16 protein-coding genes are annotated in these 23,457 nt (G+C 43.4%); 11 read left to right on the top strand and 5 right to left on the bottom strand.

What is annotated here, in order from left to right; genetic code table 11:
* The first annotated feature begins 272 nt into the window (after positions 1-272).
* The 5 genes from L0B18_RS02280 to cdaA all read left to right on the top strand — a co-directional run bounded on the left by L0B18_RS02280 (position 273) and on the right by cdaA (position 7,496).
* The gene (locus L0B18_RS02280) at positions 273-3,605 is read left to right on the top strand and encodes a TonB-dependent receptor (RefSeq protein WP_234567529.1); all 3,333 of its coding nucleotides are present in this window, start codon (positions 273-275) and stop codon (positions 3,603-3,605) included.
* Positions 3,606-3,897: 292 nt separating this feature from the next.
* Positions 3,898-5,151, top strand: a complete 1,254-nt coding sequence (locus tag L0B18_RS02275) for an alkaline phosphatase family protein (RefSeq protein WP_234567528.1) — start codon at positions 3,898-3,900, stop codon at positions 5,149-5,151.
* 155 nt (positions 5,152-5,306) lie between these two features.
* Positions 5,307-5,645 carry a ferredoxin FdxA gene (gene fdxA / locus L0B18_RS02270; RefSeq protein WP_234567527.1) on the top strand — a complete coding sequence of 113 codons (339 nt, stop codon included), beginning with the start codon at positions 5,307-5,309 and terminating at the stop codon, positions 5,643-5,645.
* A 198-nt stretch (positions 5,646-5,843) separates the two neighbouring features.
* On the top strand, positions 5,844-6,632 hold the full coding sequence (gene folP / locus L0B18_RS02265) for a dihydropteroate synthase (RefSeq protein WP_234567526.1): 789 nt from the start codon (positions 5,844-5,846) through the stop codon (positions 6,630-6,632).
* Positions 6,633-6,683: 51 nt separating this feature from the next.
* Positions 6,684-7,496 (top strand): diadenylate cyclase CdaA, encoded by an 813-nt coding sequence (cdaA, locus tag L0B18_RS02260; RefSeq protein WP_234567525.1) that lies wholly within the window; start codon positions 6,684-6,686, stop codon positions 7,494-7,496.
* Between the two features lie 60 nt (positions 7,497-7,556).
* On the opposite strand, the gene L0B18_RS02255 is transcribed toward cdaA, so the two are convergent.
* Together L0B18_RS02255 and L0B18_RS02250 are read right to left on the bottom strand one after the other, a co-directional pair.
* Positions 7,557-8,042 carry a copper chaperone PCu(A)C gene (locus L0B18_RS02255; protein ID WP_234567523.1) on the bottom strand — a complete coding sequence of 162 codons (486 nt, stop codon included), beginning with the start codon at positions 8,040-8,042 and terminating at the stop codon, positions 7,557-7,559.
* The gene (locus L0B18_RS02250; protein WP_234567522.1) at positions 8,039-8,647 is read right to left on the bottom strand and encodes an SCO family protein; all 609 of its coding nucleotides are present in this window, start codon (positions 8,645-8,647) and stop codon (positions 8,039-8,041) included. Before L0B18_RS02250 ends, L0B18_RS02255 begins: the two co-directional genes overlap by 4 nt.
* A 156-nt stretch (positions 8,648-8,803) precedes the next feature.
* Between L0B18_RS02250 and L0B18_RS02245 the strand changes: the two genes are divergently transcribed.
* Positions 8,804-10,738, top strand: coding sequence for a BamA/TamA family outer membrane protein (locus L0B18_RS02245; protein WP_234567520.1), 1,935 nt, complete (start codon positions 8,804-8,806; stop codon positions 10,736-10,738).
* Positions 10,738-15,195, top strand: a complete 4,458-nt coding sequence (locus L0B18_RS02240; protein WP_234567519.1) for a translocation/assembly module TamB domain-containing protein — start codon at positions 10,738-10,740, stop codon at positions 15,193-15,195. The genes L0B18_RS02245 and L0B18_RS02240 overlap by 1 nt, the downstream gene beginning before the upstream one ends.
* 34 nt (positions 15,196-15,229) lie before the next feature.
* On the opposite strand, the gene L0B18_RS02235 is transcribed toward L0B18_RS02240, so the two are convergent.
* On the bottom strand, positions 15,230-15,847 hold the full coding sequence (locus L0B18_RS02235; protein ID WP_234567518.1) for a hypothetical protein: 618 nt from the start codon (positions 15,845-15,847) through the stop codon (positions 15,230-15,232).
* 569 nt (positions 15,848-16,416) lie between these two features.
* Here L0B18_RS02235 and L0B18_RS02230 point away from each other — a divergent pair.
* The 4 genes from L0B18_RS02230 (at position 16,417) to L0B18_RS02215 (ending at position 19,940) form a co-directional block, all read left to right on the top strand.
* On the top strand, positions 16,417-16,911 hold the full coding sequence (locus tag L0B18_RS02230; protein ID WP_234567517.1) for a hypothetical protein: 495 nt from the start codon (positions 16,417-16,419) through the stop codon (positions 16,909-16,911).
* 100 nt (positions 16,912-17,011) lie between these two features.
* Positions 17,012-18,010, top strand: coding sequence for an HTTM domain-containing protein (locus L0B18_RS02225; protein ID WP_234567516.1), 999 nt, complete (start codon positions 17,012-17,014; stop codon positions 18,008-18,010).
* A 324-nt stretch (positions 18,011-18,334) separates the two neighbouring features.
* Positions 18,335-18,769: an SRPBCC family protein gene (locus L0B18_RS02220; RefSeq protein ID WP_234567515.1), complete on the top strand. Its 435-nt coding sequence runs from the start codon at positions 18,335-18,337 to the stop codon at positions 18,767-18,769.
* 208 nt (positions 18,770-18,977) lie between these two features.
* Positions 18,978-19,940, top strand: a complete 963-nt coding sequence (locus tag L0B18_RS02215) for a matrixin family metalloprotease (RefSeq protein ID WP_234567514.1) — start codon at positions 18,978-18,980, stop codon at positions 19,938-19,940.
* A gap of 14 nt (positions 19,941-19,954) precedes the next feature.
* Here L0B18_RS02215 and L0B18_RS02210 read toward each other — a convergent pair whose 3' ends face one another.
* Both L0B18_RS02210 and carB read right to left on the bottom strand, forming a co-directional pair.
* Positions 19,955-20,563: a carbonic anhydrase gene (locus tag L0B18_RS02210; RefSeq protein ID WP_234567513.1), complete on the bottom strand. Its 609-nt coding sequence runs from the start codon at positions 20,561-20,563 to the stop codon at positions 19,955-19,957.
* Positions 20,564-20,622: 59 nt separating this feature from the next.
* Complete coding sequence (gene carB / locus L0B18_RS02205) at positions 20,623-23,451, bottom strand: carbamoyl-phosphate synthase large subunit (protein ID WP_234567512.1); 2,829 nt, start codon at positions 23,449-23,451, stop codon at positions 20,623-20,625.
* Between the last annotated feature and the right edge of the window lie 6 nt (positions 23,452-23,457).

Here is a 23,457-nt window from a genome sequence, read left to right as displayed (position 1 = left end):
CTGAATTCAGGTACGAAATAAGGCAATTCACGCGAGGAATACGCTAATTTTTTAAGGGCTTATTTTTGTAAGCACAAAGCCCACAAGTGATTACAAATATTTAATTTACATTCGTCTTTTTGGTTGAAAATCTTAATCAAAAAAAGTCGAAAAAAAGATTCGGCATATTCTTTATCAAGTAATATTTATTTAACATTCTGTAGATAGTTTTCGCCTGAGAGGGAACACATCTCATCTTGTTTTACTAACTGCTAATCTTTAATAATCACACAATGTTAAATAGATACATGCACCTGCTGTATGCAGGAATAATTCTATTAGTTGTCGGGCATGGGCAGCTACAAGCACAAGGGGTGACAACTGCTTCTTTAACGGGTGTTGTTGTAGATGATACGGGAGAAACTCTTCCCGGCGCATCCGTCATTGCGGTTCATACTCCTTCGGGTACATCGTACGGAACATCAAGCCGTCCCGATGGATCATACAGAATCTCAAATATGCGTGTAGGTGGTCCATATACTATCACCTTTACCTATGTGGGATTCCGCTCTTACGTGGTTGAAAATGTTTACCTCAGTTTGGGTGAAACGTACAATCAGCGTGGCACACTGAGCTCTGAATCTGTAGAACTTGAAGAATTGGTCATAGTTGGAGTTGGTGACCGTGTTTTTAACCGGGAGAGAACGGGTGCGGCTACAAACGTTACTTCCGACCGGATCATAAATGTTCCGACCATTAACCGAAGCATTAACGACCTGACCCAGCTTACGCCGCAAAGCAGCGGAACGAGTTTTGCCGGCCGTGATAATCGTTTCAACAATTACACGATTGACGGTAATGTGTATAACAATAATTTCGGTTTGGGATCCGACCAGTTTGCCGGTGGCAACCCGGTCAGCCTGGATGCCATTGAGGAAGTTCAGATCAACCTTGCTCCTTATGATGTGAGACAGGGCGGATTTACAGGTGCAAACGTAAACGCCATCACAAAAAGTGGAAGTAATACTTATAAAGGAAGTATTTACAGTTATTACAGAAACCAGGATTTAGTAGGCACCAAAATTGGCAGTAACGAAATTACCATTGAAGATTCCTATACCCGAATTATCGGGGCATCTGCCGGTGGGCCTATCATCAAAGACAAGCTCTTCTTTTTTGTTTCTGTTGAACAGCAGGAAGCTGACAATCCCGGTGACAGCCGGCGTGCGTTGCGACCGGGGGAATCGCCTGATGGTCGTCAAATTACGCGTGTTCCTCTTGAGCAGGCTGAATTCGTTCAACAACAAATGGACCAATTATACGGTTATAGCACCGGCGGGTTTGAGAGTATTCCGTTTGCCAATGAGGCTCTCCGTTTAAATGCCCGCCTTGATTTTAATATCAACAGCAGCCACCGGGCTATGGTACGGTTTAACCGGTACGACAGTTTTCAGGATGTTAGCATTAACGGGAACAGTATTCGTGGATTTCCGTCATCCGACCGATATTTCAACACCAACCGGTACGGCCCGGAAGCCATCACCTTCAGAAATGGAAACTACGCTGTTGACAACATTATTACCTCAATTGTCGGCGAAGTAAACTCTACGCTTACAGACAACCTGGCAAACAGCTTTAATGTTGGCTATACATGGGTTACCGATCCGCAGCGAAGCATTCCGGGCGGCCAAACCTTCCCGATGATTGAAGTGATGGAACCGGACGAGTCAGGTTCACTACAGTACTACATGTCGATGGGTAATGAGCTTTTTACAGTGGGTAATCTTTTAGACAACAACACGTTTAGCGTATCCAATACGCTAACCTATTTTGCAGGCAAGAATACCATTACCGGCGGTGTGAATTTTGAGCATATGACGTTTGCCAATGCCTTCAACCCGGTGTGGAATTCGTGGTACAGGTATGAGTCGTACGATGATTTTGTAGCATCCGTCATTAACCAGGATCCGAATGTACGTCCGTCTCACTTTGCCATTGGTTATACTTACGATGTAGACAACCCTACAACCCTTCCTTTGGATGAGGTGAATTTTGCACAGATCGGTTTCTACATTCAGGATGAGTACCAGGTAAATCCCGATTTGAAACTGACTGCAGGGTTGCGTGTGGATCTTCCGTTCTATCCGGTGGATGCTCCCCGAAACCCGGCCGTTGAAGGAATGAACCTGTCGATTCCAAATCCAACCGGCGGAGATAACATCAACCCGGATGTGAGTGAATTTCCAACAATTAATCCGTTGTGGTCGCCAAGAGTTGGTTTTAACTGGGACGTAAGTGGCGGAGAAAGAAGTACACAGCTTCGTGGCGGTACCGGTATTTTCTCCGGACGTCTTCCATTCGTATGGATCTCCAACCAGGTGAATGCCAATGGTGTAACCCGCGGTCAGCGTGGATATTATTCTGATTCCTGGGGTACAAATGGCGCTCCGGTGTGGAATGGTTTCCAGGCAGATGTTGATTATTATCGGCCCGATCCTGCAACATTGGATGCCGAAATTCCAAACCAGATCAACATTACGGCTGACGATTTCAAACTTCCCCAAGTCTGGAGGTCGAACCTGGCTGTAGACCAAAGATTGCCATACGGATTTATCGGGACTCTTGAGTTGATGTATTCCAAAGATTTCAATAGTCCTCTGGCCGTAAACCTGGCTCACCAGCCCACAGGTCAAACTGTGGACGTTGGTGGAAACAGCTACCCGCTGTACACACAACAGCTTCCCGGCGCTGAAGGAACTCCGTTGAGAGAGGTGTACTACCTCACCAACATCAACTCGGGTTCGTATGCGTCTGTAAATGTTGGGCTTGAGAAAACCTTTGAGTTCGGATTGTTCACAAGCATTAACTATACGCTCAGCCGATCTCGGGACTATGGTTTGATTGGCGGTTCACAGGCTCAGTCGCTCTGGCCGAATGTAGCTCAGAAAGACCGTAACGACCCCGAAACAGGTTTCTCACGATTTGATCAGCCAAACCGAATCATCGCACAAATTTCGTACGACACGAGAACCATCAGCCGAAATAACCTGACACGGTTTTCACTGTTATATATTGGTGGCGATCAGGGACGGTACAGCTACACCTATTCCGGCAACTTTGGTGACGGTAATGGGGTTCGCCTGATGTATGTTCCCGAAAGTTTTGAAGACGCCCAACTGGTAGATATCACGGATGGTGAGGGGAATGTTGTTAGAACAGCCCAGGAACAATGGAATGATCTGAATGCGTTTATTGAGCAAGACCCGTACCTCAGCGATCATCGCGGCGAAGTAACTGAGCGAAACGGAGCCACACTTCCCTGGCTGCACCGGTTCGATTTCCGTGTTGCACAGGATGTAAACATCTTTCGCGGGGTTCATAAAATTCAGGTTACGTTCGATATCCTGAATGTTGGCAACCTGATCAACAACGAATGGGGGGTAACGCAGTCTCCGGTTCAGAGCAACCTTATGCAGTATCGCGGGGCGGATGGCAGCGGAAATGCCACATTTACTGTAAACAATGCTTCCGGGTCCGATGCTCCTCCCACAGAGAGCTTCCGGCAAAATATTAATATTAGCAATACATGGAGTGCCCAATTGGGGATTCGGTATATGTTTAACTAAACATGATTGGATAGGAATGTAAGAACACACGTCATTTTGAGCGCAGCTTTAACCACTTTTTGGTTGAAACGGAGTCGAGACATACTTTGACTTTATTTTGAGGGACCCCCACCCTCAGGATTGCGCTCCATATGACGCATTCAATAATTTTAAATCATTCCTCATTTCAGATGCAGATTATATTAAATTTTGATAAAAGGACGCTTGGTTTGCCAATCGTCCTTTTTTTCTTTCAGGAGGAGTTGTAACATTCAGAGACATCAAGTTGTAATTATTATTCCAAAACATCGAAATGAAGTTGGCTCACAAAAGAATTCAAACACTATTTGTCTGCCTTTCGGCAATTTCCGTCCTGATCAGTTGCGGTCCATCCGAAAATCAAGTCCGTTCATCATCAAAAGAGATCAATCCTGTTTTACTCATCTCTTTTGATGGATTTATGAATGAATACATCGATAGAAATAACACTCCGAATTTTGACAGGTTTATTAAAAACGGAGTAAAAGCAGACTATCTGATTCCTGTTTTTCCCACCAAAACATTTCCCAATCATTACACAATTGTCACAGGCTTGTATGTGGAAAATCATGGAATTATTGCCAACAGTTTTCCCGACTCCAGGCTGGACGCCAGGTTCAGTTATGGCCCTATCAATTCGCCAAATGACGAGCGTTGGTGGGGTGGCGAACCCATCTGGATAACCGCCGAAAAGCAGGGCTTAACTTCAGCAACCTTTTTCTGGCCGGGCTCGGAAGCCTCAATCGACAGTACGTGGTCTACAAAATGGGTTGCATATGATGGCTCCGTGCCAGACTCATCCCGCATCGACAGCATAACAGCCTGGCTGGATCCGAACGGTTCTGTACAGGCCGATCTTGGCACGCTCTACTTTAGTTTTATTGATCATGTGGGCCACGATTTCGGACCGAATTCATCTCAAATGGATGAGGCGTCTCTTCACGCAGATGACTTGCTGGGATACCTGTTAAAAAAGATAGATGAGCATAACTTGTCCGATAAGCTGAATGTCATCATCACGTCCGATCACGGAATGGCAGAACTCTCTCCCGAAAAGGTCATTTTTTTGGATGAAATCATCAATCTTGAAAACGTTAAAATGGTTGACTGGACTCCCGTTGCGTTGATTCAGCCGAATGAAGGAGAAACATCGAAAATCTATTCAACACTCAAAGAACACGAGAATAACTACCGGGTTTATTTAAGGGATGAGCTGCCCGATCATTATCACTTTTCTGATCATTACCGGATTCCTGAAATCATCATGATTGCCGATGTAGGTTATACCATCACCAGGAGAGATTTTTTTGAAAAAAATGGAGTCATGGGAGGTACTCACGGGTTTGATTATGAAGCTCCTGAAATGAGGACAATTTTTATCGCCAGCGGGCCGGACTTTAAAACCGGAGAGACTGCTCAACCTTTCCAAAGCATTCATATATACGAATTGCTGTGTAAAATTCTTGGAATCAATCCGGCCGAAAACGATGGAAATTTGGAAGAAGTAAACGCCTTGTTGAGGAATTAAAAAAGGAGTCTTGAATCCATATTTATCTTTTCGCTCTGGAAGGATATATTTATACAAATAATGCGGATGAGTGTTGTTTGGATTGCATCTTAATTCATTTTCGAATACACTAAATACTTATTTATTTTCAATACAAATATTAACCACTTTATTAAATGGCATACGTAGTAACCGAGCCTTGTATTAACTGTAAGTACACGAATTGTGCGGCTGTTTGCCCCGTGGATGCTTTTCGTGAAGGTCCAAACTTTTTAACTATCGATCCGCTTGAGTGCATCGATTGTGATGCCTGCGTTCCGGAATGTCCTGTTGAAGCTATTTATCCCGATGATGAAGTTCCCGAGCAATGGGAGCACTATATAGAATTGAATGAGCGTCTGGCTGAAAAATGGGATGAGTACGTGATTAACGAAACCAAGGATGAATTTCCGGGTGCCGATGAGTGGGCCGAAAAAGAGGATAAACTGGACTTATTGCAAGAAGACTGGGATTAAAGAGAATCTCAGTCTCCTCCCATTTATTCTTCGCAGAAAGGTTTCTTCCAGAAGTTACGTTTGCAGGCTATCCTTCTTGTTCTTCAGTCCCATTTCTTAACATGTTTTCTGTATCAAAAAAGAACGGAGTAGGTCATCAGCAGACATTTAAGTTTACTTCTTAGAAATTCTACACTCTCGCTGGATATTCCGGCCGTAATGGGAATCGTGAATGTAACTCCCGACTCTTTCTCAGACGGCGGCAAGTACAGTTCAGCACAGCATGCCGTAGATGAAATCGGGCGGATGATGGAAGAGGGCGCGGCTATTATCGACATTGGTGGCGAATCCACACGGCCGGGAGCAAATCCGGTATCCGAATCGGAAGAAATGGACAGAGTTTTGCCTGTTCTGGAACCGGCACTGGATCATTTTCCTGACTTGTTTTTCTCGATTGATACCACCAAATATCGGGTTGCTGAGGAGTCTCTCAAGCTTGGCGCACATATCATTAACGATATTAGCGGACTTCAAAAAGAGCCTCGTCTGGCAAGCTTGTGTTCAGTATACAATGCCGGTTATGTGCTGATGCATTCGCAGGGAAATCCTCAGACGATGCAAAAAAATCCAGAGTACGAGAATGTTCTTGATGATATTTTTGCTTTCTTGAAAAAAGGTATTGAACAATTAAAGAAAGCCGGAGTATCATCCATAGTGGTTGATCCCGGCATTGGCTTTGGAAAAACACTTCAGCACAATTTGGATATCATAAAAGGACTCAAAAAATTTATTACATTAGATTGCCCGGTTTTGGTAGGCGCGTCACGCAAATCGATGCTTGGGAAGTTGCTTGGAAATCGCCCAGCAGAGGAACGACTGGCCGGAACATTGGCCGTTCATTACCATTGCCTGATGCAGGGTGCAAATATTTTGAGGGTTCATGATGTAAAAGAAGCGGTTGATTCCGTTAAAATATTTGAAGCCCTTTGCGATAAACAAGAGTGGTGAGTAGAAAATAATTCGTTTTACTGCTCGATATATTAAATAAAAAAGGAAAGATTGATCCCGATTGGATTCATAGAGTTTGGCATTAAAGACCTGCTTGAAACGTTGGTCATTGCCCTTGTTTTGTACTACCTGTACCGGTGGATTCGCGGGACATTTGCGATTCAGGCGGCGCTTGGGTTGCTGTTTATTATTCTGTTGAATGCAGCTGTTGGATTGTTGGGTTTTACCACCTTGAACTTTTTACTCCGCAGTGTTTTGGATGTAGGGGTTTTGGCGGTTTTTATCATTTTTCAACCCGAAATCAGAAAGCTGTTGTACAATCTTGGCCAGAATACATCGTTCGACCGATTTCTCGGGCGGACCGGTTCGGAAGACATGATTTCGGAAGTGATTGAAGCCGTTCGGAATATGGCCCAGACAAAAACCGGCGCGTTAATCGTTTTTGCCAGAACCTCGTCTCTGCAGGATTTGGTGGATGTTGGGGTAAAGCTGGATGCGCGCGTGAATGCATCTCTTCTTCAAACTATTTTCCAAAAAGATACTCCTCTTCATGACGGTGCTGTAATCATCCGGAATAACCGAATTGTTGCAGCAAGCTGTTATCTGCCGATTTCACAGAACCCGAATATCTCATCTGTTTTTGGAACACGCCATCGCGCGGCTGTTGGTATCAGTGAGACGAATAATGTTTTTGTTGTAATCGTATCCGAAGAGACGGGCCGTGTTTCCGTTGCCAAGAATGGCGCGCTTACCAGCGGACTTTCTATTCAAAAACTCCGCTCGGAAATGGAATCTTCTTTGGGCGAAGTGAAAGAAGAAGAAGTAGGTTTCAGCGCAGAAAAAGCCGATCTGGAAATGAATTGAGGTTTTAGAGAAGCGCTCATTATTTATTTCAGCTGATCTTCGACTCAAAAGAATCGATTTCTACTGTATGGATTGAACGGGTGCCGTTATCGTCATTTGGCCGGCATTTGAAAACTCGAGAGAGATTTCCACTTCATCTCCTTCTGCAAGTTGGTTATTCAGGTTCATGAGCATAATATGAAGGCCGCCGGGTTCCAGGTGGAGAACATCCCTGGCAGGTATATTTAAATTTTCAGCCGGCCGCATTCCCATCATCCCATCATCTCCTTCAAAAGATTCGTGGATTTCCACCATTCTGGCAACCGGCGAAGATACTGAAACGATTGAGTCCATTTCAGAAGATCCGTTCAGAATCGTTAAATAGACAGCAGAAACACCATTCTCGCTTCCAGGCCGTGCCCAGATATTTTCAATTTCAATCCCTTCATCAGGCAACTCAACGGTTTGAATACTTTCGGATTGTTGATTTTCTTCCTCATTCCCGCAGGATAGAAACGATACCAGCAGAAAAGGTATTAATAGAATCAGGATACTTTTTTTGTTCATAATTTTTGTAAGTCTTCTATGATAAGGTTGGGAGAAGTCATGCTGCCACCGTAATCAAAAATTAGTCGGGAGTCTTCATCAATTAGCAGTATTTTGTCGGAGTGATTAAGGAAATAGATTCGGTCGCCGTTGTCAAGCTCTTCGGAATACGATTCCTGTGTTCTCACGCTCATTCGTTCCATAAAAGAAGCGATGGTGCTGGAATCGGCCGTTAAGAACTGGAACGGTTCCTGGTCCATTTCAAAAGATTGTGCATATTTTTTCAACACTTCGGGAGTGTCCCTTTGGGGGTCAAAAGTGACGAGAATGAACTGCACATTATCGGGATTTTCCATTTGCCTGTAAACATTTCGAACATTTGCTGTTATGAATGAACAAATGTCGGGGCAATTGGTATAAATAAATCCCATAACCATGGGCGCTCCTTCAAAATCATCAGGAAAATGAACCGTTTCCCCATTTTGGTTGATCAGTTCGAAGGAGGTGTCGCTGAAATCGTCGATGGCATTGTTTCTGCACCCGGCAAATAAAAATAAAATCAACAAGATTAAAACAGGAATTGGAGAATATCGTTCTGGCATATATCGAAGAAATTGATCAATCATTTGTGTAAAACCTACAGGCCAATTATGAATGCGTTGTGAATGGTGTACTTTGCCAAACACGGGTGTTCATTAAAAAATTTGAATATTGATGATTTGTTGAACCAAGCACGCTCATTATCATTATTTTTCCTTAAAAATATACCTCTGAAACTACGATTGTCACGTAACAAGACCAATACAATAGCACTAAAAAATATCGCGCTTTTATTTCTGATCTGTTTCGCATTTGCCGTAGAAGGAGTGTATGCATTTCAGGAAGAAGATGAGAGAGAACCGGTAATATGGAGCGTAGAGGTTGATGGCAACGAAACCTATCGCGATATGGTGTTGAAGGAGATTATTGCTTCGGAAAGTCCCTCATTTATCAAGAAGATTTTCAAAAGATTTGATGGCTATTATTTTGATGAACTGGAAGTTCGGCGAGATCGTATTCGATTGCGGCGCTATTATGAACGTCGTGGATTCCATAATGTGGAAGTGAATTACGAGGTTACGGACGATGATAAACCCTGGCAAAAGAGAATTCGGTTTACGATTAGTGAAGGAGTACCGCTTCGGATTGTGTCATCAGAAATAAGTATTGATGCTGACAGCACAACCGTTCGGGAAATCAGGGATTCCAGAGATTTTGAGCGTGCGGTATCAAGGCATGATTTTCGGGAGGGACGACGCTTTGAAATGATCCGGCAGCCCGATGTTGAGGGACTCTTTTTGGAAACTGTGGAGAATCTGGGCTATGCCTGGCCCGATGTAAATATTCAGACATCAGTTGATTCGCTTGCAAGCCAGGTTTCTATGGATATTCAACTCATTCCGAATTCGAAAGCATTTTTTAGTGAATTCCAGGTAGAGGGAGATTTATCAGTTCCCAAAAGCATATTGTTGCGGCAATCCGGTTTGGATGAAGGCGAACAGTATGGCCGTGAAACAATCCGGGATGCCCAGCGAAATATTTTTAATCATCATCTTTTCCGTTTTGCAACCATTACCCTGCCCGAGCAGCCTCACGATTCCACACTCACAGCACTTATCAGGATACGTGAATACGAGCCGAGAACCATCCAGGCTTCCATCGGGGTTGGAATGGAAGAGATTATTCGGGGACAGGTTCGGTGGGAACATCGAAATATTAATGGCAAAGGACATCGGTACAGTGCAAATGCACGCGCTTCTTTCATCGAACAGCGTTTGGCTACGGATTATCTGGTTCCTTATATCTTCAATGCCAAAAGCCGAAATGTTTCTTCCCTTTTTGGACTTCACCGCCTCGAAGAAGCTTATGAACTGTTTCAAATGGGTTTGAACAACAGCCTGATTTACCAGATTGACCAGAATAAAACAGCTTCACTGACCTATGAATATTCTCTGAACGAAGAGCTTTCCAGGGATCAACAGGTGGAACTGCCCGATACGGTTCGTTCATATGATATTTCATCCTTTGTACTTTCCGCATATTACAGTGAAGGATTTACCCGTGATCAAAGAGGATGGGTAGTACAGCCATCCATCGAGCTTTCAGGAACCTTTGGAGAGTCAAGTTTTAAATTTCAGAAAGTAAATCTGGATGTACGAAGGTATACTCCTCTCACAAATTCTCTCACCCTGGCGAATCGCATTAACGGCGGTGTAATTTTTTATACTCAGCCCGATAGTCTCCCGTCCAATATCCGGTATTACTCCGGGGGTACAAACTCCGTGCGCGGGTGGGATCGGCAAAGACTTGGGCCAAGCATCCCGGCTTTTGATCAGGAAGGAAATTTTGATTCGTACATTCCTGTGGGAGGAAGAACTTCATTCCTTTTTAATATTGAGTTGAGACAATCGTTACAGAGATTGATCCCGAATTTTGGAATAGCCGCTTTCCTGGACGGCGGACAGATTTGGCAGGATATCGAATCGATCCACGAAAGGCCTATACAGTTTGGTGCTGGAGGTGGCATCCGCTATCAATCGCCTATTGGTCCCGTAAGGGTGGATATTGCTTACAAATTAAACCCAACGGATGAAGATTTAAGAATTTACAACGGGACAGATTACGGATCCGCATGGGACCGCATCGGAATTCATTTTAGTATCGGACAAGCGTTTTAATGAACACTGAAAACGAACAATCAAAGCGAAGCTATAAAGGTTGGATCATCGCCGCCGTGGCGATCCTGATTCTTGGAATCAGTGGGCGCTTGATTCTTAAAAGTGACTGGCTGTTTAATAAACTTCGCGGGATAGCTGTGGAGCAGGCAAATCAGCAGCTTCAGGGTTCACTCTCCATCGGCTCCATCCGGGGTGATGTGCTGAATGGCTTTATGATTCGTGACGTGAGTGTGCAGGATACCTCATCAACCCAGGTAGCCCAGATCGATTCGGTAAATATAAATTATGATTTTTTCTCGGTACTGTTCTCGCCTCACACCATTGAATCGGTGGAGGTTTTTGGCGCCGAGATACTTGTTGAACAGTATGCCGATTCAACATGGAATGTTTTAGGATTGATTCCACCCGCCGATCAGCCTGCCCAAGAAACGGAACCTCTCTATTGGTATGTTGAGAACTTTTCCCTCGCCGGAACCAACATCGAAGTGCGGTCCGAGCAATATTTGCCGGATGATGTACTTTATGTTGACCGGGCATTTGCAAATTTGTCGGCCGGAATGTTGGAGTCTGGTATTTCGGCAACTCTCAGGGATTTGGGATTTGCCATTCGTGAAAGCCGCTTTCCTGAAGCCGTTGACGTTTATCTTGCCGGTGCCGCGCAGGGAGACCAATACACGCTTGATTCCATTGTGATTAGTACCGGCCGGTCTGTGCTTCGCGGCTCGGGTCAATACGAAGAGGGTGGCGAGTTGCAGCAGAATATTGAACTCTCTCCCCTCTCCTGGCAGGATATTTCGGAATTTGCTGCAAATGTTCCCATCGAACAAAATATACAGCTTGAGCTGAGTGCAGACGGAACACTGGACAACCTGCGTCTTACCCTGGATGCTTCAGCAGATGGATTGAACCAATTTCAGGTTCAGGCCATTTTAAGTTTGCAAGAACCTATGGCGCTCAATGAGTTAAGCATTACGGTTCAAGGCTTGAATGCCCCGGTACTTACCGGTCTCGAAAATTCTCCTGTTATTGAGTCGGTAGATCTCCAGGGGAACGGAATCGTTTTATTCGGCTCACTTTCTGACTCGAACTGGGAGGGTTCGGTTGATATCCGGCAGGCAGGTTATCAACCATATGAATTTGACCATTTTACAACTCATTTTTCTTTGGAAGAGGGTTCTCTTGAAGTTGACGGGAATATCCAATATCAAAATGAACAGGTTGCTCTTATTGCCAGTGCAGATTCTCTATTTGGTACAACTCCGGATTGGGAATTCCATGTCAACACCGATCAAATTAATCCCGGTGTATGGTTGCAAAATGAGGAGTATGCAGGGAATCTGAATATCAGGATAGATGCTACCGGACAGGGTTTTGATCCGTCTAATTTTTCAAGCTCGGCAGATATCATTATTGCGGGCAGGGAAATCCAGGGACAGGAATTTTCCAGGTTGGCGTTTAGCGGCAGCCTCAATCAAGACAGAATTATTGGTGAGCTTACAGGCCAGCTCCAGGAAAGCAATGCAAATATGGAGATTGAATTATACGATTGGAGATCGGTTCCGGAGTATGAATTTAATCTGGTGATGAACCGCCTGAACCTCGCCGAACTGAATGGCCTTGAAGAGTTTCCAACCTATATTAATGGGAGTATTGAAGGTCGTGGCACATCATTTGATCCCCAACAAATGCGAATGTTTGCAGAGGCTAATTTTGATTCAAGTATTGTAAACGGGGAAGAAGTCCGGGAGTTGAATACGGATTTTCGAATTGAAAATGAGTTTATCATTGTAGATGATGGAGCCCTGCAAAGTCCCATTGCGGATGCATCCTTTTCATTTAACCAGCACCTGTTTGATATCACCAACCGGGCCAATCGTCTGAACTTCAACGCTTCATTAAAAGACCTGATGCCGCTGGCTCCCCTGTTCGAAATGGAAAGACTGGAATCCCAGGGATCCATCAGTGGAAATTTAGGACGCAGTGCCGATGGCATGCTCGAATTTAACGGCGAGCTGGAACTTGAAGATGTGGTTGTGGATACGCTGTTCAACGCCGAAGAAATATCGGGGCGGCTTACATCTTATGTTATTGATGAGCCTGAATTAGACCTGAACGTGACGCTTACTGAGCCGTCTGTCTACCAAAAAACGGTGCAGGATGTGGAGCTGTATCTCTACGCAAAAAAACGTGAGACTGGAACAACAGGCAATATCAAAATTAACTTAAGCAATGGAAATGAAAGCTCACTTGCTCATAGCGGGGAGTTCACAATCGACTCTACGAGGTCAACCCTACTCACTCAAACGCTTGAATTTCGCACTCAACTAAGAGAATTGTCACTTGAAGAACCCTTCCTGACAACCGTTGAGAACAGCAGGGTCAGTGTTGATACACTCACGATATCTACCGATCAGGGAGAGGCATTTTTAAAATTATGGGTTCCCAGGGTGGATTCGCTGGTACAAGAAGGCGGGTTGGACGCTCAAAATCTGAACGTGGGTGTATTGCAACAAACGATTTTGAAGGAAAGTTACCTGGATGGATATTTAAATGGTTCCGCGAATCTGTATAACAGTCCGGACAGCCTGGATGTTTCTGCGGAAGTGCATTTAACCGAACTCGAACTTTCATCCGGACAAATGGATTCGCTGAAAGTTACTATGGATGTCAGGCAAGAGTGGCTGACGGCTTCGCTGGAGAGCTGGCATGAGAGTAAAAAACTTGCAGAGGGTTCATTCAAAGTTCCCTTCCTGCCGGGCGATCCACTGACATTTGACGACCAGTTTTTTGAACGTGATGTAAATGGCCGGTTCCGTGTATACGAATCGCAATTAAGTTATTGGTTATCCTTCCTTCCTGAAGGGGCGCCGGAATCCACAAATGGTACTGTGCAGATGGACGCAGAACTAGGCGGTATTGCCGGTAACCCCGATTTAGATGGGGAGCTGACGGTTTCGAACGGTTTGTTTTCCGGGATAAGGGTTGATACCGTTGGCGTTGATATTGCTTACCGGCATGAAAATGAGTGGCTGGATCTGAGCGGTTCAATCGTAAGAGACCAGCTCAGAATTCTTGATTTTGAAGCTAATCTTCCTTTCCAGGTAGATTTAAGACAAGCCCAGGTAGATTTGCCAACCAGCGAAGACGAACTATTTATAGACGTAACAACAAACAATTTTGATCTTGCACTTTTAAACAGTTATGTGAACCGGGACAGAGTAAGAAACATCTCCGGGAGATTGGAAGGCGCCGTAACTCTGTCTGGGGTGATGAATGATTTGCAGACCGACGGACAAATGCAGCTTACCCGAGGTTCGTTACGGGTTATACCGGCGGGGATTACTTTGAATGATGTTTCATCAACGATGTTGTTTACGGCCGGAGGGGTTGAGCTGCAAAGCTTTTCTGCTACCAGCGGCCCCGGCAGATTAAGAGCAAACGGAACCGTTAATCTCCAAAACCTCGAGCCCGGTGAAATGGACATCAGTATTTCTGCCAATCAATTCCGGTTGCTCAATACATCGGATTATAATGCAATTATAAATCTGAGTGCATCACTGAGTGGCACGGCAGAAGAGCCGCGCATAAATGGAAATCTTACTTTCCTCAATGGATTTTACTACCTGCAGGATTTTGGCGAGAGTTCCGTCGAAGAAGTAGAACTTGAAGGTGAGAGTGAAACAGAGGAATCTGTCAGCTTTTACGAGGCCTTGGATATGGAAATGACCGTTGGTTTCGATCGGCAGTTCTTTATTCGAAATCAGCAGTACCTGGAAATGGAAGTAGAATTGGGAGGACAGGTAGATCTGGTTAAAGAGCCGAATGAAGACATGCAGATATTCGGTACGCTTGAAGGTGTGGACGGTTATGCCAGTCCTTTGGGAAAACAGTTTGAGCTTGAAGAGGCACTTGTATCGTTTTATGGACCTGCGAATAATCCTGAGCTACAAATCAGGAGTAGTTATTCGCCGCCACAGGCTGCCGAAGTACAAATTTTTTATGTGATAGAAGGAACTCTTGAAGAGCCGGAATTTCGGTTCGAAAGCCAGCCTCAGATGGAATTGCAGGATATTCTTAGTTATACTCTCTTTGGCAGGCCTTTTTACGAACTTGAATCATGGGAACAGGTGGTTGCCGGCAGCAGTAACAGCCCGTCCGCCGCTGACTATGCCCTTCAGGTAGTTCTGGACCGAGTTGAAATGCTTGCCTCACAACGGCTGGGAATTGATGTGGTTCAGATTGATAACTCCCGATCCGGCTCCAACAACACTGTTATTAAAACCGGTTGGTACCTGAACCGCTCCACGTTTTTTGCAATTCTGAACGAGATTGACGGATCAAATCCAAAAACGTTGTTTATGCTCGAAATTATGTTGAAGGACAATCTTGAACTGATCATCACCCAGGGAGACGACACCCGCCAGGGAATTGACCTGCAGTGGAAGCGGGATTATTGAAATAATGATAAAAATGATTCAGATTGGTCAATAACTAAAAATTTATCCTGAGTCCCATTCCGATACCATAACCGGCTCCATATACAGAGTGTTCGGTGCCATGAATGTCGCGTGTAATTTCTTCTCCGTTTGGAGCTGTTTCAGTGATGGTTTCCTTCACGTAGTCTGTACTGCTTAACATCAATCTATAACTGGTGCGAATGAATAGCGACAAGTGTTCGGAGAGCCTTGCTTCAAACGCCAAAAACGGATTGAATGATGTATGTATATCGTCATCACACGGTTCATAAATATCAAAAATTTTGTTCAAAATTGAACGAAATGTGGTGTGACAGGAACGATCGGTAAGTTTGTATCCGTCCAGTCCTAAACCGGGTTTCAATAAAAACCGGTTCGACAATCCGATTACATAAGCGGCTGACAGGCCGACGGAATGAGAAATAGAAGAATCGTAGCCCCGGGAGTAGTGCAGAGTATATTCCATTCGTGTATAATCCCGATCATAAAAGGAGAGTTGGAGAGAGTACACAGAACTGCCGGTAAAACGATTTTTATGGAGTTTAAAACCCGGGAAAAAATCGCTGTAAATACTAACTCCAATAGGAGAATGATGTTGGGCAATGCCGCTTAAAGGTACAATTACAAGAAGCACAATAAACAGGCCGAATTTCCCTTGAGATTTTTTTTAAATCGAATCATATCTTGTGAATAGATTGAATAAAACTGATAAACATTATTCCCCAGCGTTAGAAACATCATTTTAAATGACATTTGACAACCCGGGTTATGTAAAATCAAAAGAGTTGGCCTTTCTTCTACGTAAGGCGTCTACAACGGTCTTGAAATCTTTGATGAATTTTATACTTCTTATTAATTAATATGCATGAATAGATTATCTGTTACAACTATCATTTTTCTCATACATAGACCTTTATCTGCAAAAGCAGTTTAATTGGCAGATGTGCCTTCAGTCTGTCTGACTCGGCTCATTTTTTGGGATAATCTTTTAGGATTTTTATATCTTTTTGCTTGTCTAGTTTTTTCGGCTGAAGAATCCAATGTTCTTATACTATTCATCAAATACGTATTCAAAATAGAATTTGGAAAATAGCAAAATCTCTGAGCTTGTTGAACAATGAGGCATAAGCGTTTCAACTAAGAAGAGTTCCTCCCCGAGCATTTTCATTTAAAGTTTTACTTTATTTAATTATTTCATTGTAAATGACGAAAAGCGATGTAAGAAAACTATTCACATTTTTTATAATTTTTTTGCTTTTCCAGTATGCATTGGTCGGTGTTATTGGTGTTTATAAAAGCGAACCATGGCCAGCATTTGTGTTTCCTGGGTTTAAAAGTATTTATGTGTATGAGGATGGTTATGAATTTTCTAGTACCATTTTTGAGCTATATGAAGAAGACAAAGATGAAGCTATATCATTAAAACCCCATGTTTTTCTACCCGAAGTACCCATCTCTCAACTTTCGGGTTTTTTAAGAACCAGTTTCTATTCAGAAGAGAAAGAAATTTCATTTAGCAATGAAACAAAGGATTGGTTGATGGCTCAAGCTGCAAAATTTACAGATGGACCTGTTACGGATGTTCAAGTCGTATGGCAACAAAATTTCTATTCAAAATCCGATAGAGATACCAAGGTCGATTCAACAATTGAATATAAACGGTTTTCATTAGTAAGCGGATACATTGAAGGTGAGTAAGAACAGTTTTGAGTCCTGGATTTTTGAATCTTATTCAGTATCGCCACAAGGCCTGGGGTTTTTCAGAATTGCATCTTCACTTTTTTTCCTTTTCTTCCTGATGCCGGATACTGAAAGCTATTCATTTTTATCATCTTTACCAGCAGATCTATTTGCTCCTCCTCCGGGTCCCATGATGTTATTTGATAAATTCCCCCCGGAAGACATGTTCTGGTTCATACACTGCCTCCTGTTTATTTCACTATGCCTGGTATTGGTGGGATATCAAACGAAGATCAGCTCGATAGCGACAGGTATTTTCATTTTAATTATATGTGGCTTTACTTTTAGTATTGGCAAAATAAACCACAATATTTTATTGGGAATAACACCTATTGTGATGGCTTTCAGTAATTGGGGCGCCGCTTTCTCTGTAGATACAGTAATGGGTAGAGTACCCAAAAAAGTAGAAAGCTGGCCACTGGCATTATTAGCTCTTATGATTGGATTTATGATGTTTACAGCAGGGGTTCCTAAAATTTTAGGCGGATGGCTGGATCACGCCACCCAGGCAACTGAGGGACATTTTCTAAACCAATTCTTCGCTAATGAAAGGCAAGCAATGTTGGCGCCATATGTTCTTTACTTAAAAATGGATTTAATATGGGAACTGCTGGATTGGGCTACGATCATTTTTGAAATCGGATTTCTTTTTGCAGTGCTGAAATCAAGGTGGGTTAAATTATTTATATGTTTTGCTTTAATTTTCCATTTATTAAATCTTCTCATTTTAAACATCATTTTTATATTTAATTTCATTGCTTATGCTGCTTTTTTTGACTGGACTAAGATTTTTGTAAAATTTACAGCATGGATAAGTGATTTTATAAAAAAGCCTTCTTATCCAGATTACTACAGTGGAGTCATATTCGGGGTATTACTTTTTATTCTATTCCTGGTGATTCGTATAATTTCAGATATGGATATCCTGTTACAGGATTCTGCGGTTGTTTTTTATGATGTTCTTTTCTCTGTTGTTGCTATTGTAATAGTTTTATTTCTGGCGGCAAGAAAAATCAGCGTAGTTCTGGACAACCGAAGGGACAGGGTTTATACATAATTCAGATCCATTTTAAGACTCTTTGGATGTGTTGTTTTGCCAATAATCAGCCTCTATTAGTCTATGGTTAGATTAGCTTCATGACAAGTTAAGACATGAAATGTAGCTTTATGAGCTCCATGTTAGTTATTGACAAACCATCTTTTCAACTCACGAAGCCAGTGAATTCGCCTACAATAAAATCGGGACTATTAAGATTTGTCTATGGATCTCATTTCTCCGGACAATTGAATATTTAAATAAATGGTAGAGATTGTTTTTGGCAGATTTGCTATTGTTCAGATGGAGGTGTCTATCTGCTGGGTCAGCAGATAAATAATAATAATGAGCACAATAACAGTTACCAGAAGAATACAAGCTCCGGTGGAAGCAGTATTCAAGGCGATTTCCGACATCCGTAATTTTTCAAAAGCCGTTCCGGATATTGTGGATGTTGAATTCTTATCAGATCAAAAAACCGGGGTTGGAACGAGGTTTAAAGAGACACGGGAATTTAACGGCAGAAAAATGGCCACCGTACTTGAAGTGACGGAGTTCGAAGAAGATGAACGCATTCGCTTAGTCACTAATACTGAGGGAACCGTTTGGGATTCCGTTTTTACGTTGACGGACCTTGACGGAGACACTGAGTTAACCCTGGAAATGCATGCAAAACCGTATAAACTTTCAGCCAGGTTCTCGAACTTTTTTATAAAAGGAGTAATGAAGAAAGCTTTGGCTAAGGATATGGATGCGGTTAAAAGTTACTGCGAGAGATAATCGTTCACATATTTTCATGAAAGGTTTTTTGAAACGATGCTATCATTCTATGAACGCAGGGAACGCAAATTTTTTTTCAGGATTTGAGTTTATCATCATAAATAAAACTTTTACTTCAGAATGGCTGAAATTAAACCTGAAATTTACTGCCAAATGGTTTCTCAGTTATTTAATTTAGGCTCAATATTTCTGAAAATGTTGTATTCAGATGATAAAAATTCTACAATCTAAACCTCTTCAATGGATGTTAGCCCTCATTGCAGCCGTCATTCTTTTTATGGTTGGAACGAATCGGTTTGGAGAAGATACCAGCCGTGTTGCCGCTCCGTGCTCTCAGGCACTTACATTCCGGGTTGGGGATATAGATGAACGTTTTTATATAACCCGCGAAGAATTGGTCGGTTTGATACAGGATGTGGCAGAAGTATGGTCGCAAGCTGCGGATACGACCGTGGTTGTTTATGACGAGAATGGAGACATTGCCGTAAATCTTGTCTACGCCGAGGTGCAGCAACTCTCAGACAGGGAGAAACAACATCGTGATCGCCTGGAAGACGAGGAGTTCAGTATCACTGTTTTGGAAAATGAGTATCAGAGGATGAACCGCGAATATGAAGCGGGTGTGACTCGTTACGAAGAAGACTCCAAAAATTTACAGCAACGGATTGATGGGATGAATGAATGGGTGGTTCGAAAAAATAATGAGGGAGGATTTAACGAAGAGGATCTCAATCAATATGAAAACCGAAAGCAGGAAATTGACCGGATGAAACAAGATCTGGATCAGCGGGAAATCACGTTGAAACGGCAGGCGAATGAGTTAAATGAAAAAATCGATTTTCTAAATGATAAAGTGGAGCGGAAAAACAAGCTTGTTGATGAATACAACCGAATGTTCACAGGTGTAAGAAAGTTTACACAGGGTGCCTATGAATGGACGGCTGACAGCAAGAATATTAACATTTTTCATTTCCTCGACAGGGATGAATTGCGGCTGGTTTTAGCCCATGAAATCGGGCACGCTCTCGGGATGGATCATGTCCAAAATCCCGAATCGGTGATGTACGAATTAATGGGCAGTCAGGCACGGCCGGGAATTGAACTTACTGATGAAGATATCCGTGCCTTGCAAAGTGTTTGCCAGCCGTTAAGTACAAGAATTTCTGATTGAAGAAAGGTTAAAGGTTAGACACAATCTTTCTTCCCAACCGTAACTTCCAGGTCTTTGATTAAGCCGGTTTCCAGGTCATAAACCCATCCATGTACCCATAAATCTCTGCCAGAAGCCCATTCCGACCGTACAAAAGGATTATCGCAAACATAACGCACCTGTTGCTCAACGTTGAGTTCAGACAGCCGGTTAACCCTTTCGCTTTCTTTTTCAAACGAATCTATTTCTTCTTTATGAAGCTGGTACAGGTCTTTTATATTTCGAAGCCAGTTATCAATCAACCCCAGTTTTTGATCTTCAAGTGCGGCTTTAATTCCACCGCATCCATAATGTCCGCACACAATTACGTGGCCAACTTTCAGTACCTCTACAGCATATTGCAGAACAGATTGCAGATTCATGTCTGAGTGCAAAACCAGGTTTGCAATATTTCTGTGTACAAAAATATCACCGGGGTTTTGCTGCGAAATCTGTGTTTCGGGCACCCTGCTGTCAGAACAACCAATCCATAAGAAATTTGGAGTTTGCTGTTTGGACAGATTCTTGAAAAAATCGGGCTCTGTAGATTTTTTCTCCTGAGCCCAGGCTAAATTGTAATCCAGTAAGTCTTGAAGTCGTTTCACGAGATTTTATGATTTATAAAATTCCTGTTGAATGTAAATTCCAAATAATCAGGGTTATTTTATTTGCTCAAATAAAGATTCTTAAACTCATACGGCTTCTTGAAGTGTTCGTCGTTGAAATTCTCCATGAAGTAGATACTTTCGCCGGTGGATTTCATTTCAGGTCCAAGCTCTTTTTTTACTTCAGGGAATTTGTCGAATGGGAACACCGGTTCTTTAACCGCCCAGTTTTTGAGTTTTGATGTCAGGTCGAACTCAGTGAGTTTAGCTCCCAGCATCACTTTTACGGCGATATTTGCCTCCGGTCGCTGCGTGGCTTTTGCCAAAAAAGGAATGGTTCGGGTAGATCGCGGATTGGCTTCCAGAACATAGACTTTCTCGTCTTTCACCGCATACTGCACATTCAGAAATCCAACGATATTCATGTTCTTGGCAATCTTGTACTGATACTCCTCAATCTTCTTAATCACTTCTTCGCTAAGCGAGTAAGGTGGGAGCACAGCGGTAGAATCACCTGAGTGAACACCGGCCGGTTCAATGTGCTGCATAATTCCGGCGATATGAAGTTGCGTGCCATCAAAAACAGCATCCACATCAACCTCAATGGCTTTATCGAGATATTTGTCGATTAGAAAATCGTTTTCGGGATGGGTTTGTAGAATCCGTTCTACATAGCCTTTCATCTCTTCTTCTTTCACGGCAATTCTCATTCCCTGTCCGCCAAGAACATAGCTCGGCCGAATCAAAACAGGATACCCGATGCCTCTTGCAATATCGATGGCATCCTCCACATTTCGGGCGGTTCCGTACTCAGGAAAAGGGATATCCAGCTTTTTAAGGAACTTGGAAAATGCTCCCCGGTCTTCGGCAAAATCGATCATTTCAAATTCAGTTCCAAAGATGTGTATTCCGGCTTCTACAAATTTCTTTCCAAGCTTGAGGGCCGTTTGTCCGCCCACCTGAAGAATAACGCCTTCGGGTTTTTCGTGCTCATAGATATCAAGAACCCGTTCCCAGAAAACCGGTTCAAAATAAAGCTTGTCGGCAATGTCGAAATCCGTAGAGACGGTTTCAGGGTTACAATTCACCATGATGGCTTCGTAACCCATTTCCTGGGCGGCAAGTACGGCGTGAACGCAAGAATAATCGAACTCAATTCCCTGGCCGATACGGTTCGGGCCGCTGCCCAAAATCATCACTTTTTTCTTGTCGGAGACTTCACTTTCGTTATCGCTGTCGTAAGTAGAATAGTAATACGGTGTTTCAGCGGGGAACTCGGCGGCACAGGTATCTACCAGTTTAAAACTTGGTTTGATGCCCATTTCAAGCCGTTTTTGGCGAACCTGTTCTTCCGTGATTTTATCTCCGGTTTTGCTAAGAAGCCATGCGATCTGCACATCGGAAAATCCGGCTCGTTTTACTTCAAGAAGATCTTCTTTTGTGAACGATTCCAGCGTGTGACCTTCTGTTTTATTCTCCAGGCTAACCATATACCGGATCTGTTGTAAAAACCAGGGATCCACTTTTGTGATATCCGAAATCTCTTCAACCGAAGTTCCGAATTTAAAGGCATTCCGGATGTTCAGAGTGCGGTCCCAATAAGGTTTTAACAGCCGTTCGCGAACCTCTTTTCGGTCCGGTTCGGCATAACCGTCTGCACCCAAACCGGCACGCCCAACTTCGAGAGACTGCCAGGCTTTGTTAAGGGCTTCAGGAAATGTTCTGCCGATGGCCATTACCTCGCCAACAGCTTTCATCTGGGTGGTGAGCTCTTCATCTACATTATGAAATTTTTCAAAGTTGAATCGTGGAATTTTCACGACAACATAATCAATAGAAGGCTCAAAACATGCGGATGAAACTTGCGTGATGGGATTTGGAAGTTCATCCAGCGTGTAACCCACGGCAAGTTTGGTAGCAATTTTTGCAATGGGATAACCCGTAGCTTTCGAAGCCAGCGCAGAAGACCGGCTTACTCTCGGATTGATTTCAATCGCAACAACCCGGTCACTTCCCGGTTCAACAGCAAACTGAACGTTACATCCGCCGGCGAAGTCACCGATGGATCGCATCATTTTAATAGCGTTGTCCCGCAGAATTTGATACTGTTTATCCGTCAATGTTTGATGTGGAGCCACAGTTAAAGAATCTCCCGTGTGAACGCCGCACGGATCCAGGTTTTCAACCGGACAGACAATGACCACATTTTCATTGTCGTCCCGGAGAAGTTCCAGCTCAAACTCTTTCCAGCCGAAGATGCTTTCTTCAATCAGCACCTGGTGAATCGGGCTCATTTCAAGCCCGCGGAGTACTTTTCGTTCAAATTCTTCTTCATTCCAAACAATTCCGCCGCCGGTTCCGCCCAGCGTAAAAGAAGGCCGAATAACAATTGGCAAACCGCCCAGTTCTTCCACAATTTCTTTCGCATCCAGAAGGGAGTTTGCAGTTCGGCTGCGGCACTGGTCAATGCCGATTTTTTCCATTAAATCACGGAACAACTGACGATCTTCAGTGATGTCTACGGCGTCCATATTTACGCCAATCACTTTGATGCCGTTGTCTGTCCAGAAATTTTCGTGTTGAAGATCTCGCGCCAGGTTCAGCCCGGTTTGCCCACCCATTGTTGGCAGAACGGCATCAGGCTTTTCCTTTGCTACAACTTCTTTGATGGATTCGGTAGTTAACGGCTGCAGGTAAATGGAGTCGGCCATCATGGGATCTGTCATAATGGTGGCCGGGTTCGAGTTGATGAGTACAACTTCGTACCCATCGTCTTTCAAAGATCGGCATGCCTGGGTTCCGGAATAATCAAATTCGCAAGCTTGTCCGATAATAATAGGACCGGAACCAATAATTAGAATTTTGTGGATGTCGTTACGGCGTGGCATCAGAGA

The organism is Rhodohalobacter sp. 614A (assembly GCF_021462415.1).
Lineage (GTDB): Bacteria > Bacteroidota > Rhodothermia > Balneolales > Balneolaceae > Rhodohalobacter.
This window is presented reverse-complemented; position numbering and strand designations above follow the sequence as displayed.